The organism is Flexivirga lutea, from assembly GCF_054778955.1.
Genome location: NZ_BAAGZB010000003.1, coordinates 366,058 through 385,928 on the forward strand (window position 1 = coordinate 366,058; position 19,871 = coordinate 385,928).

Annotated in this window: 17 protein-coding genes; 14 read left to right on the plus strand and 3 right to left on the minus strand. The window is 68.9% G+C overall.

The genetic code is table 11. The features are described 5' to 3' along the window. The first annotated feature begins 62 nt into the window (after positions 1 to 62). Both ACYVBN_RS14485 and ACYVBN_RS14490 read left to right on the plus strand, forming a co-directional pair. A complete protein-coding gene (locus ACYVBN_RS14485) occupies positions 63 to 1,400 on the plus strand; it encodes a glutamine synthetase family protein (RefSeq protein ID WP_440283159.1) in 1,338 nt (445 codons plus the stop codon). A 71-nt stretch (positions 1,401 to 1,471) separates the two neighbouring features. After that, a complete protein-coding gene (locus ACYVBN_RS14490) occupies positions 1,472 to 4,396 on the plus strand; it encodes a bifunctional [glutamine synthetase] adenylyltransferase/[glutamine synthetase]-adenylyl-L-tyrosine phosphorylase (protein WP_460601175.1) in 2,925 nt (974 codons plus the stop codon). Here the strand turns inward: ACYVBN_RS14490 and ACYVBN_RS14495 are convergent. Beyond that, positions 4,348 to 5,151 (minus strand): ABC transporter permease, encoded by an 804-nt coding sequence (locus ACYVBN_RS14495; protein WP_460601134.1) that lies wholly within the window; start codon positions 5,149 to 5,151, stop codon positions 4,348 to 4,350. The genes ACYVBN_RS14490 and ACYVBN_RS14495 overlap by 49 nt on opposite strands. A gap of 143 nt (positions 5,152 to 5,294) precedes the next feature. On the opposite strand from ACYVBN_RS14495, the gene hisD reads away from it, so the two are divergent. From hisD to ACYVBN_RS14530, 7 genes are all read left to right on the plus strand, one after another. Then, positions 5,295 to 6,659, plus strand: a complete 1,365-nt coding sequence (hisD, locus tag ACYVBN_RS14500) for a histidinol dehydrogenase (RefSeq protein ID WP_460601135.1) — start codon at positions 5,295 to 5,297, stop codon at positions 6,657 to 6,659. Further along, complete coding sequence (locus ACYVBN_RS14505) at positions 6,656 to 7,780, plus strand: histidinol-phosphate transaminase (RefSeq protein WP_460601136.1); 1,125 nt, start codon at positions 6,656 to 6,658, stop codon at positions 7,778 to 7,780. Before hisD ends, ACYVBN_RS14505 begins: the two co-directional genes overlap by 4 nt. 156 nt (positions 7,781 to 7,936) lie before the next feature. Next, the gene (gene hisB / locus ACYVBN_RS14510) at positions 7,937 to 8,542 is read left to right on the plus strand and encodes an imidazoleglycerol-phosphate dehydratase (protein ID WP_460601137.1); all 606 of its coding nucleotides are present in this window, start codon (positions 7,937 to 7,939) and stop codon (positions 8,540 to 8,542) included. 5 nt (positions 8,543 to 8,547) lie between these two features. Next, positions 8,548 to 9,171: a hypothetical protein gene (locus ACYVBN_RS14515; RefSeq protein WP_460601138.1), complete on the plus strand. Its 624-nt coding sequence runs from the start codon at positions 8,548 to 8,550 to the stop codon at positions 9,169 to 9,171. Next, a complete protein-coding gene (gene hisH, locus ACYVBN_RS14520) occupies positions 9,168 to 9,800 on the plus strand; it encodes an imidazole glycerol phosphate synthase subunit HisH (RefSeq protein WP_460601139.1) in 633 nt (210 codons plus the stop codon). Before ACYVBN_RS14515 ends, hisH begins: the two co-directional genes overlap by 4 nt. A 137-nt stretch (positions 9,801 to 9,937) precedes the next feature. Continuing rightward, on the plus strand, positions 9,938 to 10,690 hold the full coding sequence (gene priA, locus ACYVBN_RS14525) for a 1-(5-phosphoribosyl)-5-[(5-phosphoribosylamino)methylideneamino] imidazole-4-carboxamide isomerase (RefSeq protein WP_460601140.1): 753 nt from the start codon (positions 9,938 to 9,940) through the stop codon (positions 10,688 to 10,690). Further along, positions 10,687 to 11,421: an SseB family protein gene (locus tag ACYVBN_RS14530; protein WP_460601141.1), complete on the plus strand. Its 735-nt coding sequence runs from the start codon at positions 10,687 to 10,689 to the stop codon at positions 11,419 to 11,421. The genes priA and ACYVBN_RS14530 overlap by 4 nt, the downstream gene beginning before the upstream one ends. 60 nt (positions 11,422 to 11,481) lie before the next feature. Here ACYVBN_RS14530 and lpdA read toward each other — a convergent pair whose 3' ends face one another. Both lpdA and ACYVBN_RS14540 read right to left on the minus strand, forming a co-directional pair. Further along, the gene (lpdA, locus tag ACYVBN_RS14535) at positions 11,482 to 12,885 is read right to left on the minus strand and encodes a dihydrolipoyl dehydrogenase family protein (RefSeq protein WP_460601142.1); all 1,404 of its coding nucleotides are present in this window, start codon (positions 12,883 to 12,885) and stop codon (positions 11,482 to 11,484) included. A 17-nt stretch (positions 12,886 to 12,902) separates the two neighbouring features. Continuing rightward, positions 12,903 to 13,853, minus strand: coding sequence for a sugar-binding transcriptional regulator (locus tag ACYVBN_RS14540; RefSeq protein WP_460601143.1), 951 nt, complete (start codon positions 13,851 to 13,853; stop codon positions 12,903 to 12,905). 112 nt (positions 13,854 to 13,965) lie between these two features. Between ACYVBN_RS14540 and ACYVBN_RS14545 the strand changes: the two genes are divergently transcribed. From ACYVBN_RS14545 to ACYVBN_RS14565, 5 genes are all read left to right on the plus strand, one after another. Further along, positions 13,966 to 15,336: an ABC transporter substrate-binding protein gene (locus ACYVBN_RS14545; protein ID WP_460601144.1), complete on the plus strand. Its 1,371-nt coding sequence runs from the start codon at positions 13,966 to 13,968 to the stop codon at positions 15,334 to 15,336. Next, positions 15,333 to 16,286 carry a carbohydrate ABC transporter permease gene (locus ACYVBN_RS14550; RefSeq protein WP_460601145.1) on the plus strand — a complete coding sequence of 318 codons (954 nt, stop codon included), beginning with the start codon at positions 15,333 to 15,335 and terminating at the stop codon, positions 16,284 to 16,286. The genes ACYVBN_RS14545 and ACYVBN_RS14550 overlap by 4 nt, the downstream gene beginning before the upstream one ends. Further along, on the plus strand, positions 16,283 to 17,146 hold the full coding sequence (locus tag ACYVBN_RS14555; protein WP_460601146.1) for a carbohydrate ABC transporter permease: 864 nt from the start codon (positions 16,283 to 16,285) through the stop codon (positions 17,144 to 17,146). The genes ACYVBN_RS14550 and ACYVBN_RS14555 overlap by 4 nt, the downstream gene beginning before the upstream one ends. Positions 17,147 to 17,151: 5 nt before the next feature. Further along, the gene (locus tag ACYVBN_RS14560) at positions 17,152 to 18,639 is read left to right on the plus strand and encodes a mannitol dehydrogenase family protein (RefSeq protein ID WP_460601147.1); all 1,488 of its coding nucleotides are present in this window, start codon (positions 17,152 to 17,154) and stop codon (positions 18,637 to 18,639) included. 160 nt (positions 18,640 to 18,799) lie between these two features. Further along, positions 18,800 to 19,846, plus strand: a complete 1,047-nt coding sequence (locus ACYVBN_RS14565; protein WP_460601148.1) for a hypothetical protein — start codon at positions 18,800 to 18,802, stop codon at positions 19,844 to 19,846. Positions 19,847 to 19,871: the final 25 nt, after the last annotated feature.

Sequence of the window (19,871 nt, forward strand, 5' to 3'; positions counted from 1 at the left end):
GCGTGCTTTTGTATGTGCGGGTGGCAAGACCTCCGGCGCGTTGATGAGGCAGGATTCTGTTCATGGATCGACAGCAGGAATACGTGCTTCGCACGATCGAGGAACGCGACATCCGGTTCATCCGCCTGTGGTTCACCGACGTGCTGGGCACGCTGAAGTCGGTGGCGGTCGCGCCCGCCGAGCTGGACGGTGCGTTCGCCGAGGGCATCGGCTTCGACGGCAGTGCCATCGAGGGTCTGGCACGGGTCTACGAGTCCGACATGCTCGTCCTGCCGGACGCCGACACGTTCCAGGTGCTGCCCTGGCGCGGTGAGAACCCCGGCACCGCCCGGATGTTCTGCGACATCCGGCTGCCCGACGGGTCGGCCAGCATGGCCGACCCGCGCTACGTGCTGCAGCGCGCACTGGCCAAGGCCGCCGACAAGGGGCTGACCTTCTACACCCATCCGGAGATCGAGTTCTACCTCTTCGAGAAGGACCTCCAACCCGGCCGGCCGCCGGTGCCGGTCGACAATTCCGGCTTCTTCGACCACGTGCCGCACGGCACCGGGCACGACTTCCGCCGGTCGGCCATCTCGCTGCTGGAGCAGATGGGGATCTCGGTGGAGTTCTCCCACCACGAGGCCGGGCCCGGCCAGAACGAGATCGACCTGCGCTACGCCGATGCGCTCACCACGGCCGACAACATCATGACGTTCCGCACCGTCATCAAGGAGGTCGCGCTCGAGCAGGGCGTCTTCGCCTCGTTCATGCCCAAGCCGTTGGCCGATGCGCCGGGCTCGGGCATGCATACCCACGTGTCGCTCTTCGAAGGCGACCGCAACGCCTTCTTCGAGGCCGGCGCGCCATACCAACTGTCCACGACCGCAAGACGTTTCATCGCAGGGATACTGCGGCATGCGGGTGAGATCAGCGCGGTCACCAACCAGTGGGTCAACTCCTACAAGCGGATCTGGAGCGGGGCGGAGGCGCCGCCCTACGTCTGCTGGGGGCACAACAACCGCAGCGCGATGGTGCGGGTGCCGATGTACAAGCCGTCCAAGGGGCAGAGCTCACGGATCGAGGTCCGCTCACTGGATTCGGCCGCCAACCCCTACCTCGCGTACGCCGTGGTGCTCGCCGCCGGCATGAAGGGCGTCGACGAGGGTTACGAACTGCCCCCGGAGGCCGAGGACAACGTGTGGGCGCTGACCGACCGAGAGCTGCGCGCCATGGGGATTGATCCGTTGCCGGCGTCCCTGGACCACGCGATCCACCTGATGGAGCACAGCGAACTCGTCGCCGACACCCTCGGCGAGCACGTCTTCGACTTCTTCCTGCGCAACAAGCGCGCCGAGTGGGCCGCCTACCGCGACCAGGTGACGCAGTACGAACTGGATCGCTATCTGGGCACGCTGTGAGGGAGACGGGAGTCGGCTCCCGACCCGTGCTCGCCCGCGCCGGTTTCACCGAACCCGAACGTGCGCAAGCAATGGTGGCGGAGTTGCGGGTCGCACCGGCTCTGGTCGAAGCGGCTGTCGCCTCCCTGGCGCAGGCCGCGTCGCCCGACCATGCCCTGCTGGGGCTGGTGCGTCTGGGTGAAGTGCTTCCCGACTCCGAGACCGACACGTTCGCAACGCTGTTCGCCGATGATCGGGACGGCTGGGACCGGCTGGTCCGGCTGCTCGGCGCCTCCACGGCACTGACCGACCACGTCGTCCGGCACCCCGAGCACTGGCGGGACGTGCTGGCCGCTCAGGTGCGTGATCGGGACGCCCTCTACGCCGCCCTGTCCGACGCGGTCGCAGACGCCACCGGCCTGCAGGCGTATGACGCGCTGCGCGTCGCCTACTACCGTCAGCTGCTGCAGATCGCGGCGATCGACCTGACCGACGATCCGATCGAACACTTCCCGCGGATCTCCGAGGCCCTCTCGGAACTGGCCGGGGCCGCTGTCGCAGCGGCGCTGCGCATCGCGCGCACCACGGTCGAGGACGCGGACAGGTGCCGGTTGACGGTCGTCGGAATGGGCAAGTGCGGCGGCCGGGAACTCAACTACATCAGCGACGTCGACGTGATCTTCGTGGCCGAGCCCGCCGATGGGGTCGACGAGGCCGACGCGCTCACGGTCGGCAACAGGCTGGCCACCGAGGTGATGCGCGCCTGTTCGGAGCCGACGGGGGAGGGGGCGCTGTGGCCGGTCGACCCGGCGCTGCGTCCGGAGGGCAAGCAGGGTCCGCTGGTGCGCACCGTCGAGTCGCATCGTGCCTACTACGAGCGCTGGGCCAAGACCTGGGAGTTCCAGGCGCTGCTCAAGGCACGACCCATCGCCGGAGACGAGCAGACCGGTGCGGCATACCTGTCCGCGATCCGGCCGCTGATCTGGCGCGCCGCCGACCGCGACCACTTCGTCGAGGACGTGCAGGCCATGCGCCGGCGGGTGGAAGACCATGTGCCGCACGGAGAGTCCGGCCGGCAGCTCAAGCTCGGTCCCGGCGGGCTGCGGGACATCGAGTTCAGCGTGCAGCTGCTGCAGTTGGTGCACGGACGCACCGACGACCGGCTGCGGGACCGCGGCACCCTGGCCGCGATCGCCGCACTGTCGGCCGGCGGATACATCGGGCGGGTGGACGCTCGCGAGCTGGACCAGGCCTACCGCCAGCTGCGCGTGCTCGAGCACCGCATCCAGTTGTCCCGGATGCGCCGCACGCACTTGATCCCGACGAGTTCCACCGAGTTGCGCATCCTCGGACGATCCGTCGGGCTGCGCGCCAACCCCGAGACCGACGTGGTCAAGCAGTGGCGCGACCGTGCCGCGCAGGTGCGCCGGCTGCACGAGCGGATCTTCTACCGGCCGTTGCTCTCCGCGGTCGCCAACCTCTCCCGCGACGACGCCCGGCTGACCCCGGAGAGTGCGCAGGATCGCTTCGCGGCGCTGGGTTTTCGCGATGCGAAGGGCGCTGTGCGGCACCTCGAGGCGCTGACGGCGGGGGTGAGCCGCCGGGCCGCCATACAACGCACGTTGCTGCCGGTGATGTTGCAGTGGTTCGCCGAGGAGGTCGACCCCGACCTCGGACTGCTGGCCTTCCGCAAGCTGAGTGATGCGCTGGGCACGACGCACTGGTTCCTGAAGATGCTGCGCGACGAGGGTCGTGCCGCCGAGACCCTCGCCAAGTCCCTGGCCAGCAGCCGGTATGTCGGTCAGCTGCTGGAGAACGCCCCGTCCGCCGTGCGCGTCTTCGGGTCCACGCACGCGCAACAGCCGCTGACCAGGGATCAGCTGCTGACCGCGATGCGGGCAGCGGTCGACCGCCAACCGGACGACGACGACGCAGCACTGTTGGCGATCCGGTCGGCCCGACGCACCGAACTCATCCGGATCGCCGTCGCGGACCTGACCGGCAACCTCGAGCTCGACGCCGTCGAGCGGGCGCTGACCGACCTGGCCGCCGCCACCCTGCAAGGAACACTCGAGCTCGCCGTCCGGCATGTCGAGAAGGAAAGCGGCGCAACGCTTTCCACTCGCATCACGATCATCGGGATGGGCCGGCTCGGCGGCGCCGAGATGGGCTATTCGTCGGACGCGGACGTCATGTTCGTGCACGACCCGCTGCCGGACGCCGACCCGCAACTGGCGCAGAACCAGGCCGAGGAAGTCGTCACCTACCTGAAGAACGGCCTGAGCGCCGGCGGACCGGACCCCGCCCTCGTGGTCGACGCCGACCTGCGACCGGAGGGCAAGGCCGGGCCGATCGTGCGCACTCTCGCCTCGTATGCGGCCTACTACGAGCGGTGGTCCGAGGGATGGGAGGCCCAGGCGCTGCTGCGTGCCTCGCCGATCGCCGGTGACGAGGAGCTGGGGGTGCGCTTCACCGGGCTCATCGACCCGCTGCGCTGGCCGGAGGGCGGCATCGACGAGAAGGCGGTGCGCGCCATACGCATGCTGAAGGCGCGGATGGAAGCCGAACGCCTGCCGCGCGGCGGCGACCTGCGCACCCACTTCAAGCTGGGCCGCGGCGGCCTCTCCGACGTCGAGTGGACCGTCCAGCTCGCGCAACTGCAGCACGCCCACGAGATCCCGCAGCTGCGGCACACCGGCACCACGACGCCGCTGCGCGCGATGGCGCAACACGGCCTGATCGACGTGCCGGACGCGGCGTTGCTGCGCGAGTCGTGGACCTTGGCCAGCCGGTTGCGCAACGCGTCGGTCCTGTGGCGGGGGCGTCCGGTCGACTCGCTGCCGGGTTCGCTGGCCGACGCGGACGGCATTGCCCGGATCCTCGGCTCACCCGTCGGCTCGGGTTCCGAGCTCTCCGAACGCTATCTGCGCGTGTCCCGCCGGGCGCGCGACGTCGTGGAGCGGGAGTTCTACGGCACCGATCCCGACGCCGACCGGGACGTCGACCCCACCCGCTGACGGCCGCCGATCGGGCCGAGGCGCCCGTGAATGGTCAGCTCGGTGGTGAGCAGGACCGAGATCGCCTGCGCCACGAGCAGCGCCACCAGCACCAGCAACTGGACCGCGGCCGCCTCCCACGCGCTGGCCCCGCCGAGCAGGGCGCCGACGAACGCTCCCGGCAGCGTCACCAGGCCGACGGTCCGCGTCTGGTCCATGCCCGGGATCAGCGCCAGTGCCGCGTCGTCGCGCGCGACGACGTCCGCCGCCTCCGAGGAGGTGAGCCCGATGCTCAAACCGGCCTCGAACTCGCCGTAGCGGGTCCGCAACGCCTCGTGGATCCGCTTGCCGGACAACGACGTCGCCGTCATCGAGTTGCCGCCGACGATGCCGAGCACCGGGATCACCGCGATCGGCCGCAACGGCACCAGGCCGGTGGACAGGATGCCGAGCACCCCCGGCAGCGCGCCGCCGCAGATCGGCACCAGCGTCCACCACGTCGCCCGGCCCAGGATGCGGTGAGCGCTGGTGTATGCCGCCACCGCCAGCATCACCGCACAGAACAACAGGGACAACAACCACGACCGCAGGACGAAACCGATGATCAGTCCCACCGCCGCCAGCTGGACGCACGCCCGGAAACCCGCGGTCAGTTGACCCAGGCCGGTGTCCAGTCGGCCCCACCGCACGATGCCCGCCGCCAGGAACGCTCCAACGACCACGAAGATCAGCACCACGATGTCGTCGTGCAACCCGTGCATCTGGACCAAGGTCATGACGCCCAGTATCGACGGTGGTCCGCAAGCCGGACGGCAGCGAAGCCGGACAACCGCGGCCCATCGGTCGGGGTCCCCGCGAAGTATCGCCGGAGGAGCGTAGCGGGGGAGGCGAACTTCGTGGGGTGGCCTAGAATCTGGCTGTGATCAACCGCCTTGACCTGCGTGGTGCGGCGCTTCGCGATCTGGATGCCCGCGCCCTGCGCAACACGCTGCCCCGAGCCGAACTCGACGTGGAGGCCGCACTCGACATCGTGCGCCCCATCTGCGAGCAGGTTCATGCCGGCGGCGTCGCGGCCCTGCTCGACCTGGACGAGAAGTTCGACGGAGTGCGGCCACCCGCTCTGCGGGTGCCCACCGCGGTGCTCGAGACGGCGCTCGAGCGACTCGATCCGGCGCTGCGCGACGCGCTCGAGGAGTCGATCCGGCGCGCCAGGATCGTCCACGAGGCACAGCGCCGCACCGACGTCACGACCGAGGTGGTGCCGGGCGGCACCGTCACCGAGCGGCACGTGCCGGTCGAGCGTGTCGGGCTCTACGTCCCGGGCGGTCAGGCCGTCTACCCCAGCAGTGTGGTGATGAACGTCGTGCCGGCGCAGATCGCCGGCGTCGGCTCCCTCGCGGTGGCGAGTCCGCCGCAGCGCTCCAACACCGGCGACTTCGTCGGCTTCCCCGACCCCACGATCCTGGCGGCCTGCGCGTTGCTCGGCGTCGACGAGGTGTATGCCGTCGGCGGCGCCCAGGCCGTGGCGATGTTCGCCTACGGCGCGCTGGACGATGACGGCGCCACAGTGTGCGAGCCGGTCAACCTGGTGACCGGTCCGGGCAACGTCTACGTCGCGGCGGCCAAGCGATTGTTGATGGGCACCATCGGCATCGACGCCGAGGCCGGCCCCACCGAGATCGCGATCCTGGCCGACGAGACGGCCGACCCCGCACTCGTGGCAGCCGACCTGATCAGCCAGGCCGAGCACGATGAGCTGGCCGCGTCGGTCCTGGTGACCGACAGCGAGGTGCTCGCGACGAAGGTCGAGCAGGCACTCCAGGAGCAGGTCGCCGCCACCAAGCATGTCGCGCGCGTGCGCGCCGCGTTGGGCGGGCCGCAGTCCGGCATCGTCCTGGTCGACGGGCTCGAGGAAGGTGTCCGCGTGGTCGACGCCTACGCCGCCGAGCACCTGGAGATCCAGACCCGCGACGCGGCGGCGGTCGCCGCGCGCATCCGCAATGCCGGTGCCATCTTCGTCGGCGACTACGCCCCGGTGAGCCTCGGCGATTACGCGGCGGGCTCCAATCACGTGCTGCCGACCGGCGGGTGCGCCTGCCACAGCGGCGGTCTGTCGGTGCAGTCCTTCCTGCGCGGCATCCACGTGATCGACTACTCGCGCAACGCGCTCGCGGAGATCGCCGAGACCGTCGTGACGCTGGCCGGTGCCGAGGACCTGCCGGCGCACGGCGCCGCCGTGACCGTGCGGTTCGCCGCCGACAGCGCTCCCGAAACCACCCCGTGAGCACCCTGCAGGACCTGGTCCGGCCCGAGTTGCGCGGCCAGACACCGTACGGCGCCCCGCAGCTCGACGTCCCGGTTGCGGTGAACACCAACGAGTCGTCCTACCCCGTCCCGCAGGTGGTGGTCGACCGCATCGCCCGGGACGTCGCCGAGGTCGCCGGGTCGCTCAACCGTTACCCGGACCGCGAATTCACCCGGCTGCGAGAGCTGCTGGCGGCATACCTGCGGCGGACCACGGGGGAGCAGGTGACCGCCGCACAGGTGTGGGCGGCCAACGGCTCCAACGAGGTGCTGCAGCACATCGTGCAGGCGTTCGGCGGGGCGGGCCGCACGGCACTGGGCTTCACGCCGTCCTACTCGATGCATCCGCTGATCAGCGGGCGCAACGGCACGACGTGGGTCGACGGTCTGCGCGACGTTGACGCGACCCGCTTCGACCTCGACGGCGACCTCGCGGTGGAGCAGACCCGGCGACACGACCCCGAGATCATCTTCCTGTGCTCGCCCAACAACCCGACGGGCACGGCACTCGACCTGGACGTCGTGCAGCGCGTGTATGACGCGACCGACCGCGCGATCGTCGTCGTCGACGAGGCCTACACCGAGTTCTCCCGGACCGGCACCCGCAGTGCAGTCTCGCTGCTACCCGGTCGTGAGCGGCTGGTGGTCAGCCGGACGATGTCCAAGGCGTTCGCCTTCGCCGGGGCGAGGCTCGGATACCTCGCGGCGGCAAAGGAATTCACCGATCTGTTGCGCCTGGTGCGGTTGCCCTACCACCTGTCTTCGGTCACCCAGGCGGTCGCCTGCGCCGCACTGGAGCACACCGACACCATGCTGGCGATGGTGGAGCAGATCAAGACCACGCGGGACGAACTGGTCGCCGGGTGCGCGGCGCTGGGTCTGCGACCGGTGCCGAGCGACGCCAACTTCGTGCTGGTCGGCGGTTTCGCGGACGCGGCCGCGACGTGGCAGGCCCTGCTGGACCGTGGGGTGCTGGTGCGCGACGTCGGCATACCGCACCATCTGCGGATCACTGCTGGCACACCCGAGGAGAACGACGCCGTGCTGCGTGCGCTCAGATCGCTGGTCGTCTCGAGGCCCATGTCATCGTCGGTCGAGTAGCTCGTGAGGGACGAGCGAGCGTATCGAAACCATGCCATCGTCGGTCGAGTAGCTCGTGAGGGACGAGCGAGCGTATCGAGATCATGTCATCGTCGGTCGAGTAGCTCGTGAGGGACGAGCGAGCGTATCGAGACCACTGACCCGAGGAGAAGACCTATGACCGACCACCGCACCGCACACATCGAGCGTGCGACCAGGGAGAGCCGGATCGACCTGTCCGTCGATCTCGACGGCACCGGCGCGGCCGAGGTCTCGACCGGCGTGCGCTTCTACGACCACATGCTCGAGAGCTTCGCCAAGCACAGCCTGATCGACCTGCGCGTCACGGCGACCGGCGATCTCGACGTCGATGCGCACCACACCGTCGAGGACACCGCGATCGTGCTCGGGCAGTCGGTCCGTCAGGCCCTGGGTGACAAGAGCGGCATCTCCCGGTTCGGCGACGCCACGGTGCCGTTGGACGAGGCGCTGGTGCACGCGGTGGTCGACGTCGCCGGCCGGCCCTACGTCGTGCACACCGGTGAACCGGAGGGCCAGGTCTACGCGATCATCGGCGGCACCTACACCGGCTCGCTGACCCAGCACGTGCTGGAGAGCTTCGGGCACCACGCCGCGATCGCGTTGCACGTGCGGGTGCTCGCCGGCCGCGATCCGCACCACATCGTCGAGGCGCAGTTCAAGGCCGTCGCCCGTGCGCTGCGTGCCGCGATCGCCCGGGACCCCCGCGTCGTCGGCATCCCGAGCGCGAAGGGAGCGCTGTAAACCGCATGCCTCGTGGCTCCTCGGCGCGGCGTTCGGGCGTGCTGCTGCTGCACGGTGACGCCAGGACCGCCTCCGCGTGGGTGCGGCAAGGTGTCGTGCCGTCATACGTGGTGCCGCTGGCAGGGTGGACGGCGGTGGTGCCCGGCGGCCCCTCGCAGGCCGGCAGTCCGTACGACGACGCCGCACGGTTGCTGCTGGCCCGCCGCGTGCCGGCCCGGATGCGTGCGGCGATCGGGTTGTTCCGGCTCGACGACCGCGGTGTCGTCGTGGTCCACCCGCGGGGGTGGCGGGCGATGACCCGCTGGCTGGTGTGGGAGCCCGGCGACGGAGTGTCCGGCCTGCCCGGCCTGCCGGCGGCACGCCCGGGCGACATGGCGATGGCGGCCGGTGTCGTCCCCGAATCCGTCCGTGCGGTGCGGGAGATCCTCACCGACCGGACCGCGTTGCTCGACGACGTGCTCGCCGACCTCATGGGCGCGCTGGCGCTGCCCGGCGAACGACTGCTCGACGGTCAGGTGAAGGACGCCGAGGGCGCCGCACTCGTCGAGCCGGCGGCCAAGGCCGTCGAACGCTTCTCCCGGGTCACCAAGGAGGACAACGAGATTCGCACGGAGTTGGAGCAACTATGAACCCCAGTGTGGTGGTGCTCGACTACGGCAGCGGCAACGTCCGCTCCGTGGTCCGCATGCTCCAACGCGTCGGCGCCCGCGTCACGTTGACCGCCGACCGGCAGGCCGCGCTCGACGCCGACGGGCTGTATGTGCCCGGCGTCGGCGCCTTCCACGCCTGCATGACGGGATTGCGCGCCGCCGGCGGACCGAAACTCATCGCGCAGCGGCTGCGGTCGGGCCGGCCGGTGCTGGGCGTCTGCGTCGGGTTCCAGGTGCTCTTCGACGGCTCGACCGAGCCGACGTCCATCCAGCCGCCGCCACCGGGCCTCGGACACTTCGCCGGGGTCGTCGAACGCCTCGACGCGCCGGTGGTGCCGCACATGGGCTGGTCGCACGTCACTGCGGGCGCCGGGTCCCGGCTGCTCGCGGGTGTGGGCGCCGAACGCTTCTACTTCGTGCACTCGTATGCCGCCCGCCGACTGCTCGGCGGCCGCTCCGGCGGTGAACCCACCGTCACCACCGCCGAGCACGGCACGACGTTCGTCGCCGCCGTCGAGGACGGTCCGCTCGCCGGCACGCAGTTCCACCCGGAGAAGTCCGGCGACGCCGGCGCGCAGCTGGTCGAGAACTGGTTGCGGTCGCTGTGACGACCTCGCCGCTCCGCGCTGGTCGAGTAGCTCGGGGGCTCCCGCGCTGGTCGAGTAGGCCGAGGCGCTGGCCGAGGCCGTATCGAGACCGTCGGCGGTCCGCAAACACGGAAATCAAGCAACTCCAGGAGAATTCGATGGTTGAGGACGCACCCAGACTCGAGCTGTTGCCCGCCGTGGACGTGGCCGGTGGCCAAGCCGTGCAACTGGTGCAGGGAGTCGCCGGCACCGGGGGACAGTTCGGTGACCCGTTGGCGGCCGCCCTCGCCTGGCAGGACGCCGGCGCCGAATGGCTGCACCTGGTCGATCTGGACGCAGCGTTCGGCCGTGGCGACAACGCCGAGTTGCTCGCCGGTATCGTCGGCCGGCTGGACCTGCAGGTCGAGCTGTCGGGCGGCATACGCGACGAGGAGTCGCTGACCGCGGCGCTGGCCACCGGCTGCCGACGGGTCAACGTCGGCACAGCGGCGCTGGAGAACCCGGAGTGGACGGCACGGGCGATCGCCGAGCACGGTGACCGGATCGCGGTGGGCCTGGACGTGCGCGGCACCACGCTGGCGGCGCGCGGCTGGACCAAGGAGGGCGGTGACCTGTGGGAGACCCTCGACCGTCTGGACCGGGAGGGCTGTGCCCGCTACGTCGTCACCGACGTCGCCAAGGACGGCATGCTGCAGGGCCCCAATGTCGCGCTCCTCCAGGAGGTCTGCGCACGCACCGACCGCCCCGTCGTGGCCTCCGGGGGTGTGTCCACCCTGGACGACATCCGCGCTCTGCGGGCGCTGGTCCCTGCCGGTGTCGAGGGAGCCATCATCGGATCCGCGCTCTACCGGGGCGCTTTCGGGCTCTCGGACGCCCTCGACCTCGCCGGCCGGCCGCAGGAGCGGTCGTGACGGGCGAGCCCGCGGACTCCGCCGGTCAGTCCTTCTCCGGGCGATCGTTGTCCGGCACCGGCTTCGAGGGCGACGACGGTTCGATCGACGCCGGTCTCGCGGCGGCGTTGGCCGGCCCGGCGGACGAGACCGCACTGCTGACGGCGTTGGCCGAGGCTCGGCTGTTGGTGCCGATCGTCGCTGCACCGACCGAGGTCGACGACTCCGGCGATCTCGCGGTGGAGAAGGCCACCGACATGGCGGTGGTCACCCTCACCGCTCCGTCCGGCGAGCGTGCCCTGCCGGTCTTCACCGACCTGGCGGCGCTGGCCGCGTGGGACGCGGAGGCGCGGCCCTCACCGGTGCGCGCCGACCTGGCCGCGCAGGCCGCGGTGGCCGAACGCTGCGACGTCATGGTGCTCGACGTCGCCACCCGGTCGCTGGTGCTGCGGCCGAGCATGGTGTGGGCCCTCGCGCAACGTATGCCGTGGCGGCCGCCACATCTGGACGACCATGTGCGGCAGGGTGTTTCGGCGGCAGTACGCGACGAGCCCGACATCGCCGAGGCGCGTTGCGAAGCCGGTGCGTCGCCCGGTGAGCTGCGGATCGTGCTGGCAGTGCTGCCCGGCCTGACCCAACAGGAGTTGCAGGCACTGGCGCGCCGAGTCGGGGAGCAGATCGCCACGGACGGCGAAACGCGAGCCCGGATCGACGGGCTCGCGTTCTCGATCGTCTCGGCAGCGACGTCCTGACCGACCCCGCACCCCTCGACGAAGAGGGCGTGCGGGGCCCGGACGGGCGACCCGATCAGCTCAGAGGTTGATCATGTGGCCGACGATCCCCTCGACGGCTTCCTTCATCGCCTCGGACAGCGTCGGGTGGGCGAAGACGTTGCGGGCGATCTCGTCCGCGGTCAGGTCCCACTTCTGCGCCAGGGTCAGTGCCGGCAGCAGTTCGGTGACCTCCGGACCGATGAGGTGCGCGCCGAGGAGCTCGTGGTGCTGGGCGTCCGCGACGATCTTGACGAAGCCGGCCGTCTCCGCCATACCGCGGGCCTTGCCGTTGGCGGAGAAGGGGAAGGACGCGGTCTTCACGTCGTAGCCGCGGTCCTTGGCCTGCGCCTCTGAGTAGCCGAACGAGGCGATCTGCGGCTGGCAGAAGGTCGCTCGCGGGATCATGTCGAAGTCGATCTCCACCGTCTCGGCGTCACCGATGGTCTCGGCCGCGACGATGCCCATGGCCTCGGCGGTGTGCGCCAGCATCAGCTTGCCGGTGACGTCACCGATGGCATAGACGCCCTCGACGTTGGTGCGGCCACGCTCGTCGACCGCGATGGCACCGCGGTCGGTCAGCTGCACACCGGTGGCGTCCAGGCCGTAGCCGTCCACCCGGGGCGCGAAACCGATGGCCTGCAAGACCTTGTCCGCCTCGAGCACGGTGGAGTCGCCGCCGGCGGCGGGGGAGACGGTGACCTTGACCGGGCCGGAGCCGGTGTCCTCGATCTTCTCGACCTTGGTCGACAGCATGACCTTGACGCCGAGCTTTTTGTAGTGCCGCAGCAGCTCCTTGGACACGTCGGCGTCCTCGGTCGGCACCATCCGGTCCAGGAACTCCACGATCGTCACGTCGACGCCGTAATTGGACAGCACGTAGGCGAATTCGACGCCGATCGCACCTGAGCCGGCGATGATGATGGACTTCGGCAGGTTGTCGGTGAGGATCTGCTCCTCATAGGTGACCACGCGCTCGGACAGCTCGGTGCCCGGGATCAACCGGGTGGTCGCGCCGGTGGCGATGATCACGTTGTCCGCGGTCACCGTCTCGCTCTCCCCGGAGGTCAGCGCCACCTGGATGGTGTGCGCGTCGGTGAAGGTGCCGGTGCCCTCGAGTTCGGTGATGGAGTTCTTCTTCATCAGGTAATGCACGCCTTTGGCGCTGGCGTCGGCGACACCGCGGCTGCGCTTCCAGGCGGTGCCGAAGTCCATCGAGACCTCACCGGAGATGCCGAAGGTCGTGGCCTCCTTGGTCAGGATGTGCGCGATCTCCGCATTGCGCAGCAGCGCCTTGGACGGGATGCAGCCCACATTGAGGCACACACCGCCCCAGTACTGCTTCTCGATGATGGCGGTCTTGAGGCCGAGCTGGCTCGCGCGAATCGCAGCGACATACCCACCGGGGCCTGCACCGAGGACGACGACGTCAAAGTGTTGTGCCACGCTTCGTAACGATAGCCCTACCGCAGCAGCTCCAGAGCAAGCGGTGCGTCCACGACGAGCCGGTTGACCTTGCGCCCCCGGATCGCGGCGCGCACCACCGGTGCCCGGGCGGGGCCGGCCACCAGTCCGATGACCGTCGGTATGGCGACCAGCTGCTCGTCGGACAGCGTGATGATCCGATCGGCCAGACCGCCGTCCACTGCGTTGCCGTCGACGTCGATGAAGACGCCGCTGATCTCACCGACGGCCCCGGCCTTGCGCATCGCGCCGCGTTCGGCCGGTGTCGCCAGGTCGAAGAGGGTGGACTCGCCGGCCGCCCACCCGCCGATGCCGACGACGGCGACGGTCACCTCGGGGATGTGCGAGGCGGCCTCGTGGACACCGGGCTGCCGCCGCAGCATCTGCGCGCTCGCCGGATCGGCGGCGACCAGGGGTGCATAGAAGTGGTGTGCGGCGCCGCCGCTGAGGTTGGCCGCGGACCGCACGAGGTCGACGGGTGAGTGCAGATCGGGGATGGCCAGGGCGCCGGACAACTGCACGATCGGCACCGCCGGCAGGCTGCGCAGCGCGCCGACCGTCGCGGCGACGCTGCGTGACCAGGGCAGGCCGAGCACGTCGTCCGCGGTCAGGATCCGGGTCAGCTCCGCCGCGGCGACGGTGCCGAGGTCGCGGCGCGTCTCGGCCTCGGACTGTCCGTCGTGACTGCGCACGACCAGCACGCCATCGATCGACAGCGACTGCGAAAGGCGTTGCGAGAGCGCGTAGTCGACACTCGGCTCACCCACGATCTCGATGCGTACGACGCCCTGGGCGCGCGCTGCCTCGAGCAATCTGGCGACCTTGAATCGGGACATGCCCAGTTCCTTGCCGATGTCGACCTTGGATTCGTCCTGCACATAGAAACGGCGTGCGACGGCGGCGAGCAGCTCGCGGTCGGTGGCGGAGCTGTCGGGTGGCTGGGCGGTCATCGTCCGGTCTTTCGCATCGGGTGCTTCCGAATCTCCCACGGGCGTGAGGTGTGTGTCACACTACTAATCATCTGCGCACTGACGCGCTCATTTGAGCAATCCAGGAGGACGCATGACTGCTCGCAGGAGACGGATCGCCGCGCTCGCGGCCGGGGCCGTGGCACTGACCACGGTGACCGGTTGTGGCGCGGCCGCCGGATGGGGCGGCGGGGGTGGTGGCGGCGGCAGCCGCACGATCAACGTGCTGATGGTCAACAACCCGCAGATGATCGATCTGCAGAAGCTGACCGACAAGTACTTCACCGCGAAGACGGGCATCAGCGTCAACTACACCGTGCTGCCGGAGGACGACCTGCGTGACAAGGCCAGCCAGGAGTTCTCCTCGCAGGCCGGTCAGTACGACGTGGCGACACTGTCCAACTTCGAGATCCCGATCTATGCCAAGAGCGGCTGGGTCGAGCCGATGAACGCCCATCTGGCCAAGGACCCCGGGTTCGACCAGCAGGACATCCTGCCGTCCATGCGAGCGGCCTTGAGCGTCGACGGGAAGGTGTACGGCGAGCCGTTCTACGGTGAGTCGTCGTTCCTGATGTACCGCAAGGACGTGCTGGCCGCCAAGGGCATCACGATGCCCGAGCACCCCACCTGGCAGCAGGTCGCCGCGATCGCCGCGAAGATCGACAACCCGAAGGGCATGCGCGGAATCTGTCTACGCGGGCAGCCCGGCTGGGGGCAGCTGTTCGCACCCCTGACGACCGTCGTGAACACCTTCGGCGGCACCTGGTTCACCAAGGACTGGCAGGCGAAGGTCGATGCACCTGCATTCACGAAGGCGACCAAGTTCTATGTCGACCTCGTCCGCGCACACGGCGAGCCCGGTGCCGCCCAGGCCGGCTTCACCGAGTGCCTCAACGACCTGACCCAGGGTTCGGTCGCCATGTGGTACGACGCCACCTCGGCAGCCGGTTCGCTGGAGGCGAACGGCAGTCCGGTCAAGGGCAAGATCGGCTACGCGCCGGCGCCGGTCGTCAAGACCGAGAACTCCGGCTGGTTGTACTCCTGGGCCTGGTCGATCGAATCGTCCAGTGCCAAGAAGGACGCGGCCTGGAAGTTCATCTCGTGGGCCAGCGGCAAGGGATACGCGCAGGAGGCGGCGACCGCCTTCGGCTGGTCCCAGGTGCCGTCCGGCTTCCGGTCCTCGCTGTATGCCAACCCCGAGTACCTCAAGGTCGCCAAGGCGTTCGCCACGCCGACGCTGAACGCCATCAAGTCGGCGGACCCGAACGACCCCGGCGTCCAGCCACGACCGGTGCCCGGCATCCAGTTCGTCGACATACCCGAGTTCACCAACCTGGGCACCGAGATCAGTCAGGACATCAGCTCGGCCATCGCCGGGAAGATGTCGGTCGAAAGTGCCCTCGCCAAGGGACAGCAGCGGGCTGAGGACGTCGCGGCCGACTACCGCAGGAGGGCCGGCAAATGAGCAACGTCGCCGAACGCAGTGTGCCCGTCCCGACCCAGGGGCGCGCCAAGCAGCCGAGCAGTGCGCTGGCCAGGTCCGGCGCGTGGGCACGGCGCGCACCGTTGTTGCCCGCACTGGTCTTCATGATCATCGTGACGCAGATCCCATTCGTGGCGACGCTGGTCATCTCGTTCATGCACTGGAACGCGTACTACCCCAATGATCGCGGCTTCGCCGGGGTCGACAACTTCAAGGCGGTGCTGACGGACGTCGACGCGCGTTCGGCCATCATCGCCACCGTCCTGCTCACGGTCGGCGTCGTGCTGATCAGCCTGGTCATCGGGCTCGCGGTCGCGCTGCTGCTGGACCGCAAGTTCCGGGGGCGCAGTATCGCCCGGACGCTGATGATCACGCCGTTCCTCATCGTCCCGGTCGCGGCAGCGCTGCTGTGGAAGCACGCGCTCTACAACGCGCAGTACGGGCTCTTCAACGGCGTGCTCAAGTGGATCCTCGGCGACAGCGCACCGCAGCCGGACTGGATCAGCAACCATCCGCTGATCGCGATCATCGTGTCATTGGTATGGCAGTGGACGCCGTTCATGATGCTGATCCTGTTGGCGGGACTGCAAAGCCGCCCGATGGACGTGGTCGAGGCGGCGAAGATCGACGGCGCCTCGGAGTGGCAGATCTTCACCAACATGACGTTGCCCCACCTGCGGCAGTACATCGAGCTGGCCGGCCTGCTCGGTGCGATCTACATCGTGCAGAACTTCGACGCGGTCTTCACCATCACCTCCGGTGGCCTGGGCACCGCCAACCTGCCGTACTACATCTACCAAACCTTCTATTCCGCACACGATTACGGCACCGCGTCGGCGGCCGGCGTGATCGTGGTGATCGGCTCCATCATCATCGCGACCTTCGCGCTGCGAACCGTGCTCAGCCTCTTCCGTGAGGAGACCCGATCATGACCACTGTCAAAACCGCTCCGGCCGGGCCGCAGTTGCGCGTCGCCGGCAGCAAGAAGCGCTCCGGGATGCTGCTGACCGGCGCTGCCTGGATCATTTCGGTCCTGTTCGTGTTCCCCGTGGTCTGGATGATCTGGACGTCGTTCCACTCCGAGACCGACGCAGCGAGCAACCCGCCGAAAGTGTTGTCAGCTCTGAGTGTTCAGGGTTACAAGTCCTTCTTCGGCAGCAATCCGTGGCCGGCGATCCTCAATTCCCTGACCGCCAGTGTGATCAGCACCGTCCTGGTGCTGTGTCTTGCGCTGCCCGCGGCATACGCCCTGTCGATCCGGCCGGTGAAGCGCTGGAGCGATGTGCTGTTCTTCTTCCTGTCCACCAAGTTCATGCCGGTCGTCGCAGCGCTGCTGCCGGTCTATCTCTTCGCCGAGAAGGTGCACTTCCTGGACAACATCTGGCTGCTGATCATCCTCTACACCTCGATGAACCTGCCGATCGCGGTGTGGATGCTGCGCTCCTTCCTCGCCGAGATCCCCGCCGAGATGCTCGAAGCCGCACAGGTCGACGGCGCCGGGCTGATCCGGACGCTGCGGGAGATCATCGCGCCGGTCGTGATGCCGGGCATCGCGTCGGCGGCGTTGATCTGCTTCATCTTCAGCTGGAACGAGCTGCTCTTCGCCCGAGTGCTCACCGGCACGCGAGCGGAGACGGCACCGGTGTTCCTGACCGGCTTCGTCACGAGCCAAGGCCTGTTCCTGGCGCAGGTGTGCGCAGCGTCCTTCGTGGTGTCGCTGCCGGTGCTGGCGGCCGGATTCGCCGCACAGGACAAGCTGGTCCAGGGCCTGTCGATGGGAGCGGTACGGTGACCCGGATGGCGACGAAACTCTCTGCCGCAACAGTGGATTCGCTGGACCCGCGGGTTGTCGTGCCGTCATACGACCGCACCGAGCTGACCACCGGGATCGTCCACCTCGGTGTCGGCGGCTTCCACCGTGCCCACCAGGCGATGTATGTCGACACCCTCCTTTCCGGTGGCAGCGCGAAGGATTGGGCGTTCACCGGTGTCGGTGTGCTGCCCAGGGACCAACGGATCGTCGATGTGCTCAATGCGCAGGACGGCCTCTACACGTTGATCGTCAAACATCCCGACGGCCACCTCGAGCCACGCGTCATCGGCTCGATCCAGCGGTTGTTGCACGCTCCGAGCGAGCCCGACGCCGTGCTGCAGGTGATGAGCGATCCGGCGACGCGAATCGTGTCGCTGACGATCACCGAGGGTAGCTATCTGGTCGATCAGGTGACCGGCGAGTTCGATCCGAAGCACCCGTCGATCCAGCCGGACCTGGTGGAGAATGCCGTGCCCACCACGGCGTTCGGCTTCATCGTCGAAGCGTTGCGCCGTCGTCGGGCGGCCGGGACCGCTCCGTTCACCGTCATGACGTGCGACAACCTGCCCGGCAACGGTGATGTGGCGCGAGGGACGATCACGTCGTTCGCCCGGCTGAAGGATCCCGAGCTGGCTGGCTGGATCGACGCCAGCGTCTCGTTCCCCAACTGCATGGTCGATCGCATCACGCCGGTCACGACCCCGGAGGACGTCCAGCGGCTGGCCGACGAATTCGGCATCGACGATGCCTGGCCGGTGGTGACCGAACCATTCACCCAATGGGTCCTGGAGGACGAGTTCCCCACCGGTCGGCCACCGTGGGAGGACGCCGGCGTCCAGGTCGTGCCCGATGTCATGCCCTACGAGCTGATGAAGCTGCGGTTGCTCAACGCCAGCCACCAGGCGCTGTGTTACCTGGGCTACTTGTCCGGCTACCGCTACGCGCACGAGGTCGCCCAGGACGAAGAATTCGCCCGGTTCCTGCTGGGTTACATGAAACACGAGGGTGAGCCGACGCTGCCGGACGTGCCGGGCGTGGACCTGACGGCATACGAGCACGAACTCGTGGCGCGCTTCGCCAACCCGGAGATCCGCGACACCCTCTCCCGGCTCTGCGCCGAGAGCAGTGACCGGATCCCGAAGTGGCTGGTGCCGGTGATCCGTGACGACCTCGCCGCCGGGCGACCGGTCGACCGTGCCGCGCTGGTGGTGGCGTCGTGGGCGCGGTATGCCGAGGGCGTCGACGAACACGGCGAGCCGATCGACATCGTCGACCACCGCAAGGAGCAGGTGATGGCCGCGGCGGCCCGGCAGGGCGAGGACCGGCTCGCGTTCATCCGCGACCGCAGTCTCTTCGGCGATCTCGCACAGCAGGAGGCGTTCACGGAGCCCTACGTCGCGGCCCTGGAGTCGTTGCACGCCAACGGAGCCGCCGCCACGCTGCGTGAACTCATCGACCGCCTCGGCGACTGACCCACCACCCTCCCACCGAGCGGACACAAAACACACCGGGCGGACACGAAAAACCGGCCTGATTTGCCGGTTTTTCGTGTCCGCTGGGTCGTGATGTGTCCGCTCGATCCGCCTGTGGACAACGGTTCCGGGCCGCCCAGAGCTGCAACGATCATGACGTATGACGACACGTCCCGACAGCGCCCCGAGCCAGCCGGATCTGTTGGCCATCCACACCCGCAACCGGGCGGCCCACGTGACGCGATTGCGCTCGCTGGTGGCGTCGCTGCCCGTCGGTCGGCTCGCCGGGGTCGGAATCAGCCTTGGCACCGGTCCCACCGACCGGCGCAAGCTGCGGCGCAATGCCTACGTGGCCGCCGAGTACGACGAGCTGTCATGGCAGGACCAGCTGATCGTGATGGCCTGTGCGGTGCAGGATGCGGCCGCCTGTGACCCGCTCTTCTCGCACCTGACCGCTGCCGCGATCTGGCAGTTGCCGACCATCGGATCACGGTGTCAGCTCGTCGAATACGCCCTCTCGCCAGACGCACGAGGGCGCACGCCGAACGTTCGTCGGCGGAGGAGCGCGCTGGTTGCTGCGGACGCGGACATCGGCGGGTTGCGTGTCACGACCTACGAGAGGACGATCGTCGACCACGCCCGCCAGGCGAAGCTCGCATCAGGGGTTGCGGTCTGTGATGACGCGTTGCGTCGGGGTCTGACCACGCGTGATGCGTTGTTCGCTGAATGGCGTCGAGTGCCACCAGGTGCGCGTGGTCGCCGCATGGCGGAGCTCGCCATACATCTTGCCGACGAGCGGGCCGAGTCTCCACTGGAGTCTCTGAGTCGGGTTCGGATGTTCCAGGCGAGCCTGCCGATGCCGGAGCTGCAATGGAAGTTCTTCCACGGCGACGAATTCATCGGTCGCACCGACTTCTACTGGGAGCACCTGGGGCTGGTGGGGGAATGCGACGGCAAGCTGAAATACGTCGTGGAACAAGAAGATCCGGGGCGCACCGCCGTCGACGCGCTGCTGGGCGAAAAGCGGCGTGAGCTACTCCTGCGACGTCACCGGGGCGTGCGAGACGTTGCTCGGTGGGACTGGAACGAGGCCCTGCCGGCTGGCATGTTGCCCGGCATCCTCGCGGCCCACGGCGTCCGGTCGGTGCTGGACGGTGGGTGGCCGGTCCCCGACGGACCGCTGCCGAGGCGTGCGTTCGTCATCTGACCGGCGCCCCCGATCGAGCGGACAC

What these genes read in the sequence shown, in the direction of transcription:
- ACYVBN_RS14485 (WP_440283159.1), top strand. Translation starts at nt 63, where the DNA reads ATGGATCGACAGCAGGAATACGTGCTTCGCACGATCGAGGAACGCGAC.
- ACYVBN_RS14490 (WP_460601175.1), top strand. Translation starts at nt 1,472, where the DNA reads ATGGTGGCGGAGTTGCGGGTCGCACCGGCTCTGGTCGAAGCGGCTGTC.
- ACYVBN_RS14495 (WP_460601134.1), bottom strand. Translation starts at nt 5,151, where the DNA reads ATGACCTTGGTCCAGATGCACGGGTTGCACGACGACATCGTGGTGCTG.
- hisB (WP_460601137.1), top strand. Translation starts at nt 7,937, where the DNA reads ATGACCGACCACCGCACCGCACACATCGAGCGTGCGACCAGGGAGAGC.
- ACYVBN_RS14515 (WP_460601138.1), top strand. Translation starts at nt 8,548, where the DNA reads ATGCCTCGTGGCTCCTCGGCGCGGCGTTCGGGCGTGCTGCTGCTGCAC.
- hisH (WP_460601139.1), top strand. Translation starts at nt 9,168, where the DNA reads ATGAACCCCAGTGTGGTGGTGCTCGACTACGGCAGCGGCAACGTCCGC.
- priA (WP_460601140.1), top strand. Translation starts at nt 9,938, where the DNA reads ATGGTTGAGGACGCACCCAGACTCGAGCTGTTGCCCGCCGTGGACGTG.
- ACYVBN_RS14540 (WP_460601143.1), bottom strand. Translation starts at nt 13,853, where the DNA reads ATGACCGCCCAGCCACCCGACAGCTCCGCCACCGACCGCGAGCTGCTC.
- ACYVBN_RS14545 (WP_460601144.1), top strand. Translation starts at nt 13,966, where the DNA reads ATGACTGCTCGCAGGAGACGGATCGCCGCGCTCGCGGCCGGGGCCGTG.
- ACYVBN_RS14550 (WP_460601145.1), top strand. Translation starts at nt 15,333, where the DNA reads ATGAGCAACGTCGCCGAACGCAGTGTGCCCGTCCCGACCCAGGGGCGC.
- ACYVBN_RS14555 (WP_460601146.1), top strand. Translation starts at nt 16,283, where the DNA reads ATGACCACTGTCAAAACCGCTCCGGCCGGGCCGCAGTTGCGCGTCGCC.
- ACYVBN_RS14560 (WP_460601147.1), top strand. Translation starts at nt 17,152, where the DNA reads ATGGCGACGAAACTCTCTGCCGCAACAGTGGATTCGCTGGACCCGCGG.
- ACYVBN_RS14565 (WP_460601148.1), top strand. Translation starts at nt 18,800, where the DNA reads ATGACGACACGTCCCGACAGCGCCCCGAGCCAGCCGGATCTGTTGGCC.